Annotated in this window: 8 protein-coding genes; all 8 read left to right on the plus strand. The window is 70.6% G+C overall.

The genetic code is table 11. From position 1 onward, the window contains the following. Nucleotides 1–37: 37 nt before the first annotated feature. Nucleotides 38–1,471: a cation:dicarboxylate symporter family transporter gene (locus B3G12_RS07110; RefSeq protein WP_290499808.1), complete on the plus strand. Its 1,434-nt coding sequence runs from the start codon at nucleotides 38–40 to the stop codon at nucleotides 1,469–1,471. Between the two features lie 206 nt (nucleotides 1,472–1,677). Beyond that, nucleotides 1,678–2,571 (plus strand): ParA family protein, encoded by an 894-nt coding sequence (locus B3G12_RS07115; RefSeq protein ID WP_144942745.1) that lies wholly within the window; start codon nucleotides 1,678–1,680, stop codon nucleotides 2,569–2,571. 159 nt (nucleotides 2,572–2,730) lie between these two features. After that, a complete protein-coding gene (locus B3G12_RS07120) occupies nucleotides 2,731–3,675 on the plus strand; it encodes a segregation and condensation protein A (protein ID WP_414672733.1) in 945 nt (314 codons plus the stop codon). A gap of 75 nt (nucleotides 3,676–3,750) precedes the next feature. Beyond that, on the plus strand, nucleotides 3,751–4,434 hold the full coding sequence (gene scpB / locus B3G12_RS07125) for an SMC-Scp complex subunit ScpB (RefSeq protein WP_414672734.1): 684 nt from the start codon (nucleotides 3,751–3,753) through the stop codon (nucleotides 4,432–4,434). 7 nt (nucleotides 4,435–4,441) lie between these two features. Continuing rightward, the gene (locus B3G12_RS07130; protein WP_290499809.1) at nucleotides 4,442–5,554 is read left to right on the plus strand and encodes a pseudouridine synthase; all 1,113 of its coding nucleotides are present in this window, start codon (nucleotides 4,442–4,444) and stop codon (nucleotides 5,552–5,554) included. Then, a complete protein-coding gene (locus B3G12_RS07135) occupies nucleotides 5,551–6,669 on the plus strand; it encodes a prephenate dehydrogenase (RefSeq protein ID WP_055086577.1) in 1,119 nt (372 codons plus the stop codon). The genes B3G12_RS07130 and B3G12_RS07135 overlap by 4 nt, the downstream gene beginning before the upstream one ends. Further along, nucleotides 6,669–7,421 carry a (d)CMP kinase gene (cmk, locus tag B3G12_RS07140; protein ID WP_055086579.1) on the plus strand — a complete coding sequence of 251 codons (753 nt, stop codon included), beginning with the start codon at nucleotides 6,669–6,671 and terminating at the stop codon, nucleotides 7,419–7,421. Before B3G12_RS07135 ends, cmk begins: the two co-directional genes overlap by 1 nt. Further along, a partial coding sequence (locus B3G12_RS07145; RefSeq protein ID WP_290499810.1) for a GTPase occupies nucleotides 7,418–8,299 on the plus strand: 882 nt, incomplete at its 3' end. The genes cmk and B3G12_RS07145, both read left to right, overlap by 4 nt.

Consider the following 8,299-nt stretch of genomic DNA (forward strand, 5'->3'; position numbering starts at 1 on the left):
CGCGCACCGGACACACACCGATCGATCAGGAGCCACCATGACGAACCAACCCGCCGCGCGCGATCCGCGTGACGCGCCACCACCGGTCAAGAAGAAGCGCGACCGCACCCACTACCTCTACATCGCGGTCATCGCCGCGGTGGTCCTGGGCATCGTGGTGGGTCTCGTGTTCCCCGATGCAGGGGTGGCACTGAAGCCGCTCGGCACGGGCTTCGTGGCGCTCATCAAGATGATCATCGCGCCCGTGATCTTCTGCACGATCGTGCTGGGCGTGGGCTCGGTGGCCAAGGCCGCCACGGTCGGGAAGGTGGGCGGTCTGGCGCTGCTCTACTTCATCGTGATGTCCACCTTCGCGCTCGCCATCGGCCTGGTGGTGGGCAACATCGTCCAGCCCGGCGCCGGTCTGGATCTTGCGAACGCGCACTTCGACCAGTCCTCCCTGGCCACCGGCCACGAGGAGAGCGAGGGCGGCCTGGTGGGCTTCGTGCTGGGTATCATCCCCACCACCCTTTTCTCCGCGCTGACCTCGGGGCAGATCCTGCAGACCCTGCTGGTCGCCCTGCTCGTGGGCTTCGCCCTGCAGGCCATGGGGGAGGCCGGACAGCCCGTGCTCAAGGCCGTGGGCTACATCCAGGCTGTGGTGTTCCGCCTGCTGTCGATGATCATGTGGCTCGCCCCGATCGGGGCGTTCGGCGCCATCGCGGCGGTCGTGGGGGCCACGGGTCTGAAGGCCGTGTTCTCCCTTCTCGGGCTCATGGTCGCGTTCTACGTCACCTGCATCCTCTTCATCGTGGTGGTCCTGGGCCTGATCCTGAAGCTCGTCTCCGGTGTGAACATCTTCACGCTCATGAAGTACCTGGCACGCGAGTACCTGCTGATCTTCTCCACGTCCTCGTCCGAGGCGGCCCTGCCGCGGCTGATCGCCAAGATGGAGCACCTGGGTGTGTCGAAGACCGTGGTGGGGATCGTGGTGCCCACCGGGTACTCGTTCAACCTGGACGGCACGGCCATCTACCTGACCATGGGCGCACTGTTCGTGGCCGACGCCATGGGCAAGCCCCTGCAGATCGGTGAGCAGATCGCCCTGCTCGTGTTCATGATCATCGCCTCCAAGGGCGCGGCCGGTGTCACCGGCGCTGGCATCGCCACCCTGGCGGCCGGACTGCAGTCCCACCGCCCGGACCTGCTGGACGGCGTGGACCTGATCGTCGGCATCGACCGCTTCATGTCCGAGGCTCGCGCCCTGACCAACTTCTCCGGCAACGCCGTGGCCACGCTCGTGCTCGGCACGTGGGTGAAGGAAGTGGACAAGGCCCGCGTGCAGCGGGTCCTCTCCGGCGCGGAGCCCTTCGACGAGACCACGCTGGCCGTTGACCCGCACGCCTCGGTCACGCAGAGCGCCCCGGCAGGGGAGGTTGGTGCGACGTCGACGACGGGCACGCCGTCGACTCCTCCGCCCGCAGCCCACTAGCGCGACCCGGCCGAGCAACGGCCCCTGACGCCCACCCGGTGCACGTCACCGGGTGGGCGTTCGCCGTCATCCCGTCCTCCGAGCGCGGCCCCGAGCCCAGGCGCTGGGCAGGCTCGGGGCCGGACGCTGGGGGCGGAACAGCACGTCGGCGGTAGGGTAGGGCGTTGAGACCCCGTTGTCCCGCCCAGGAAGGAAGGCCGTCGCCCGTGAGCAACGCCCATGATGAGAGGCCCCAGCAGACCCAGGCTGCGGTGTCGGACGCCGTAGGCCCCACGGGACGTCCCGTGCGAACCTTCCCGGATCCCCCCGAGCTCACCGAGCACGGACCCGCGCGCATCATCGCGATGGTGAACCAGAAGGGAGGGGTGGGCAAGACCACCTCGACCATCAACCTGGGCGCCGCGCTCGCGGAGCTCGGCCGCAAGGTGCTGCTCGTGGACTTCGACCCTCAGGGCGCGCTCTCGGCGGGCTTCGGCTCCAACCCCCACGAGCTGGACCTGACCATTTACAACGTGATGATGGACCGTTCCGTGGACGTGTGGGACGTCGTGCAGCAGACTCACGTGGAGAACGTCGACCTGCTGCCCGCCAACATCGACCTCTCCGCGGCGGAGGTGCAGCTCGTCAACGAGGTGGCCCGCGAGCAGGTGCTCGCCTCCGCGCTGCGCAAGGTGGAGGACTACTACGACGTCATCCTCATCGACTGCCAGCCCTCCCTGGGCCTTCTCACCGTCAACGCGCTCACGGCCTCGCACGGCGTGATCATCCCGCTGATCTGCGAGTTCTTCGCGCTGCGCGCGGTGGCCCTGCTGGTGGACTCGATCTCCAAGGTGCAGGACCGCATCAACCCGAAGCTGCAGATCGACGGCGTGCTGGCCACGATGTTCGACTCCCGCACTTTGCACTCGCGCGAGGTCATCGCCCGGATCGTGGACGCGTTCGGGGACACGGTCTTCGACACCGTCATCAAGCGCACCGTGAAGTTCCCGGACGCCACGGTGGCTGCCGAGCCCATCTTGAACTTCGCCACCAACCACCCCGGCGCAGAGTCCTACCGCCAGCTCGCCCGCGAGTTGATCTCGCGCGGCGGCGCGCCCTGATCCCGGCGTGCCTGAGCAGCACCGTCGGACGCGCGGCCCGACCGGGGTGCACCGGTCGAGCCGTGCGAGCGCTCCGGTCCGGACGATCCGGCCCACGGGAATGCGCCGCCTGGCTGGAACACACCGCCTGAGAGCGCCGCGCGCGGGGGAGCGGGGCGCGTGAGCGACGTCGTGGCCCCTCCCGCCGCTGCCGAGGCGGAGCGGGCCGGGCAGGGGAGCAGCGGGTTCACCGTGGCCCTGGAGAACTTCCAGGGTCCGTTCGACGTCCTGCTCTCGCTGATCGCGAAGCACGAGATGGACATCACGCAGGTGTCCCTGTCGGTGGTCACGGACGAGTTCATCCAGTACGTGGGGGCCCTGCAGCGCTCGGCGTCGCCCCAGGCGCTGGACGAGGCGAGCGAATTCCTGGTGGTGGCCGCCACGCTGCTGGACCTCAAGGTGGCCCGGCTGCTGCCGCGCGGCGAGGTGGAGGACGAGTACGACGTCGAGCTGCTGGAGGCCCGCGACCTGCTCTTCGCGCGGCTGCTGCAGTACAAGGCATTCAAGGAGGTCGCGGGGCGGCTGAACGTGCGCCTCGCCGCGGAGTCCGTGCGGATCCCACGCCAGGTGGACCTCGACCCCGCCGTGACCACGGCCCTGCCCCCGCTCGTGTGGACGCTGACCCCGGATCAGCTCGCGCACCTCGCGGTCGCGGCGCTGGACCCGGAGCGCCACGTGCCGCAGGAGGTCGACGTCGCGCACCTGCACGGCGCGCAGGTGCGGGTCGCGGACGAGGCGGAGATTCTGGCCGAGGCTCTGCGGGACGGTGCGGAGCACACCTTCGACTCCCTGATCGCGGACGCGGAGTCCACCCTGGTGGTCGTGGTGCGCTTCCTGGCCCTGCTCGAGATGTACCGGGACCGCGTGGTGCGCCTGCACCAGGACGAGGTGCTCGGACCCCTGCTCGTGCGCTGGGACGGAGCCCGGGACTGGTCCGCGGAAGCGCTGAGCAGCGAGTACACGGGTGCTGAACCCGACCAGGTCACGGCTGCGGCACCCGGCGGGCACGAGGGCGCGGCGCCCCAGGCTCCGGTGGGCACGGACGACGAAAACCTGGGAGACTGAACCCAGCACAGGATCGGTGTGAACCGTACCGAAGGAGATGATGAGCGCGTGGCCGAGACGGACCCCGCACCCCCGGTGGAGCATCCCGGGGACGCCTGCACGAGCGATGACCTGCTCTCGGCGCTGGAGGCGGTGCTCATGGTTGCCGCCGCCCCCGTGGGGGTGGACGAGTTCTCGCGCGTCACCGGGGAACCGCCCCACCGGGTGCGCAGCGCGCTGGAGCACCTGAAGGCCGACTACGACGGCGTGACCGGAAACACCGGCGCACCACCGCGCCTGCGCCCGGAGCCGGGCTATGATGGACGGTCGGCCTCACACACGCACTCACCCACGCACCGGGAGAACGACCTTCCGGCAGCTCCGCGGGTGCGGGGCTTCGAGCTGCGGGAAGTGGCCGGCGGCTGGCGGATCTACGCCCGCAGCGACCACGCGCAGCTCGTGACGGACTTCGTGGTGGAGGGCAGCAGCTCCCGGCTCTCCCAGGCCGCACTGGAGACCCTGGCCGTGGTGGCGTACCTGCAGCCGGTCTCCCGCTCGCGCGTCTCCGCCATCCGCGGCGTGAACGTGGACGGCGTGGTGCGCACCCTGGTGCAGCGCGGCCTGCTCAGCGCGTGGGACCGCGACGAGGCCTCCGGCTCCGTTCTGTACTCCACGACCCCCCTTTTCCTGGAAAAACTCGGTCTCGGCTCGCTGGACGAGCTCCCGGACATTGCACCTCTGCTGCCCGGAACCGACCAACTTGACGACATAGAGGACTGATCGACGCATGGCAGCATCACACGGCAACTCGGCACGCAGCGGGGGCGCCCGCGGCCCCCAGGGGCGCGGCAAGGGCTCCAAGGCCGGCCCCAAGGGCGGCTTCCGCTCCGGACCGGGCAAGAGCTCGGGATCCGGCAAGGGTTCCGGCCCGGGCAAGGGCTCGCGCACGGGCGACGCCGCCGGGCGCGGCTACGCCAAGGGTCCCGCTTCCGGGCGGGGCAAGGGCCCGGGCAAGCCCAAGGCTGCCGCCGGGCAGAAGGGTCCGCAGAAGCCCCGCGCGTTCGCGGGTGTGGACAAGTACGAGCGCCGCGCCTCGGCGATCAAGGAGCACGGCCCGCACCGGCGTCGTCGTCCCAAGAACCCGCCCGTGGACCGGCTGGAGGTCCACGACGAGAACGGCGTGCGGCTGCAGAAGCTCATGGCGCAGGCCGGGGTGGCCAGCCGCCGGGTGTGCGAGGAGATGATCCAGGACGGCCGCGTGAGCGTGGACGAGCAGATCGTGACCGAGCTCGGTGTGCGCGTGGACCCCGCGCTGCAGGTGGTCCACGTGGACGGCATGCGCATCCAGACGGACGAGAAGCTCGTCTACTACGCGTTCAACAAGCCCGCCGGTGTGGTCTCCACCATGGAGGACCCGGACGGTCGCCGCTGCGTGAGCGACTACCTGGACCCCCGCAAGCACGAGCGCGTGTTCCACGTGGGTCGCCTGGACGTGGAGACCGAGGGGCTGCTGCTGCTGACCAACGACGGCGAGCTCACGAATCGCCTGACCCACCCCTCCTACGAGGTGCCCAAGACGTACCTCGTGCAGGTGCACGGGCCCGTGGAGAAGGGCATCGGCAACCAGATGAAGGAGGGCATCCGCCTGGAGGACGGCATCGCCAAGGTGGACGACTTCCGCCTGGTGGACTCCACCCCCGGCCACGTGCTCATCGAGGTGGTCCTGCACTCCGGGCGCAACCGGATCGTGCGCCGCATGTTCGACGCCGTGGACCACCCCGTGGAGAAGCTCGCCCGCACCCACGTGGGCCCCATCGCGATCGGGGACCAGAAGCAGGGCACGGTGCGCAAGCTCTCGCACACCGAGGTGGGCAACCTCCTCGCGTCCGTGGGGATGTGAGCGTGGTTCCCACGATCGCCACGAGCACCGGGCCCGTCCTGGTGGTCGGCTCCGGCCTGCTCGGTGCGAGCATCGGGCTGGGGCTGCGCCACCTGGGCGTGGACGTGCAGGTCCGGGACTCCTCGCCCACCACGGAGGCGGTGGCGCAGGACATCGGGGCGGGCCGCTCCGTGCGCGCCGCCCGCGCCGCCCACGAGGAGGTGCCCGAACCCGCCCTCGTGGTGGTTGCGGCACCCCCGGACGTGGTCGCCGAGCTCGTCGTCGAGGCGCTTGCCGAGCACCCGGGTGCCGTGGTGCTGGACATCGCCTCGGTCAAGGGTCCCATCCTCGACGCCGTGCGTGCCGCGGGAGCGGACCTCACCCGGTACGTGGGCACCCACCCGATGGCGGGGCGTGAGAAGTCCGGCCCGGTGGCGGCACGAGGTGAACTGTTCACTTCGATGCCGTGGGTCATCTGCCCCGGCCCGGAGACTGGCGCCCGTGCGGTCGCCGCAGCCAAGAACCTCGCGGTGGACCTGGGCGCGACCATCACGGTGATGGAGCCCGCCGAGCACGACGAGACCGTGGCGCTGATCTCCCACCTGCCCCAGGTGATGTCCTCGCTGCTGGCCTCCCGGCTGCAGGAGACCCCGCCGCACCACCTCTCGCTGGCCGGGCAGGGGTTGCGGGACACCACTCGGATCGCCGGCTCGGACCCCGGGCTGTGGGTGCAGATCCTCTCCGCGAACGCCCGCCCCGTGGTGGCGTCCCTGCACGAGGTGCGGGAGGACATCGACCGCCTGATCGCCACCCTGGAAGACCCGGAGGCCTCGGGCGCGCGTCTGGACATCGCCCAGCTGATGGCCGAGGGCAACGCGGGCCAGGCCCGCATCCCCGGCAAGCACGGCGGCGCGCCCCGTGCGTTCGCGACCCTCACGGTGGCCGTGGACGACACCCCGGGGCAGATCGCGCGGCTGCTCACGGAGATCGGGGAGATCGGGGTCAACCTGGAGGACATGCGCCTGGAGCACTCGCCCGGGCAGCCCGTGGGCCTGGTGACGGCGTCGGTGGAGCCCTCCCGGCACGCGGACCTCGTCGACGAGCTGCAGCAACGCGGCTGGAAGGTGGTGCAGTGATGAACGCACGCGACGTGAACGCACGACTGGTGATCGCGATCGACGGGCCCTCGGGGTCCGGGAAGTCGTCGGTCTCCAAGGAGGTCGCCCGCCGGTTCGGGCTGGCCTACCTAGACACGGGTGCCATGTACCGCGCGGTGACGTGGTGGTGCCTGGAGTCCGGAGTGGACCTGGACGACGACGCGGCGGTCCTGGTTGCCACGCGCTCCGTCCCCCTGGAGATGGGCACGGACCCGGATGAGGAGCGCATCCTCGTGGCCGGGCAGGATGTCCGCGCGGCCATCCGGGGGGACCGTGTGACCGACCACGTCTCGGCGGTCTCCACCACAGTCGCGGCCCGCGAGATCCTGGTGCGGATGCAGCGGGAGATCATCCACGAGAGCGGGAACCGGATCGTCGCCGAGGGCCGGGACATCACCACCGTGGTGGCCCCGGACGCAGACGTGCGGATCCTGCTGACCGCCTCGCAGGCCGCGCGGATGGCGCGGCGGGGCAGGCAGCTGGGCGCGGCGGCGTCGTCGAACCTGCAGGCACAGGTGGTGGGCCGTGACGCGAAGGACTCCACCGTGGTGAACTTCACCAGTGCCCAGGACGGCGTCCACCTGCTGGACTCCTCCGAACTGACCATGGAACAAACCGTGCAGGGAGTGATCGACCTGGTCATCCGTGACACGGACACGGCACACGACGGGGCCGCCGAGGCCCCCGACGACACGGGTGCTGCGGCCCCCGAGGAAGCGAGGCAACCATGAGCGCACCCGACGAGCCCACGGTGGACTCCTACGAGCAGTCCGTCCTGGGCGGGGGCAACGAGGACATCTCCCAGCGCCTGGCCGCGATCGACGACAACGAGGCCGAGGCCCGGGCGCAGGCCCTGCGCGAGGGACTGGCCGACTACGAGCTCGACGACGAGGACGCGCTGCTGCTCGCGGACTGGATCGACGGGCAGGACGAGCGCAACGCGCGCCGCCCCGATCCCGTGGTGGCGGTCGTCGGACGGCCGAATGTGGGCAAGTCCACGCTCGTCAACCGCGTGCTCGGCCGCCGCGAGGCCGTGGTCGAGGACACCCCGGGCGTGACCCGTGACCGCGTGTCCTACAAGGCAGAGTGGAACGGCAAGAACTTCACCCTGGTGGACACCGGGGGCTGGGAGCAGGATGCCAAGGGCATCCACAAGCGTGTGGCGGAGCAGGCGGAGCTGGCCGTGGAGAACGCGGACGCGGTGCTGCTCGTGCTGGACGTGACCGTGGGCGTGACCGCCACGGACGAGGCCGTGGTGAACATGCTGCGGCGCGTGAAGAAGCCGATCATCGTGGTGGCCAACAAGGCGGACTCCCCGCAGCTGGAGATCGACGCGACCGCGCTGTGGTCCCTGGGCATGGGGGAGCCGTTCCCGGTCTCCGCCCTGCACGGCAAGGGCTCCGGTGACGCGCTCGACGCGCTCGTGAAGGCGTTGCCCGAGTTCTCCGAGGTGGCCGAGGCGGAGCTGGAGGGCGGTCCGCGCCGCGTGGCGCTGATCGGGCGGCCGAACGTGGGCAAGTCCTCGCTGCTGAACAAGCTTGCCGGCTCGGACCGCGTGGTGGTGGACGAGACCGCCGGCACCACGCGCGACCCCGTGGACGAGATCATC

Source organism: Kocuria sp. UBA5001 (assembly GCF_002398425.1).
Lineage (GTDB): Bacteria > Actinomycetota > Actinomycetes > Actinomycetales > Micrococcaceae > Kocuria > Kocuria salsicia.

Bases quoted from the DNA above. Each gene is read 5' to 3' on its own strand.
- B3G12_RS07110 (WP_290499808.1), top strand. From the start codon at position 38: ATGACGAACCAACCCGCCGCGCGCGATCCGCGTGACGCGCCACCACCG.
- B3G12_RS07130 (WP_290499809.1), top strand. From the start codon at position 4,442: ATGGCAGCATCACACGGCAACTCGGCACGCAGCGGGGGCGCCCGCGGC.
- cmk (WP_055086579.1), top strand. From the start codon at position 6,669: ATGAACGCACGCGACGTGAACGCACGACTGGTGATCGCGATCGACGGG.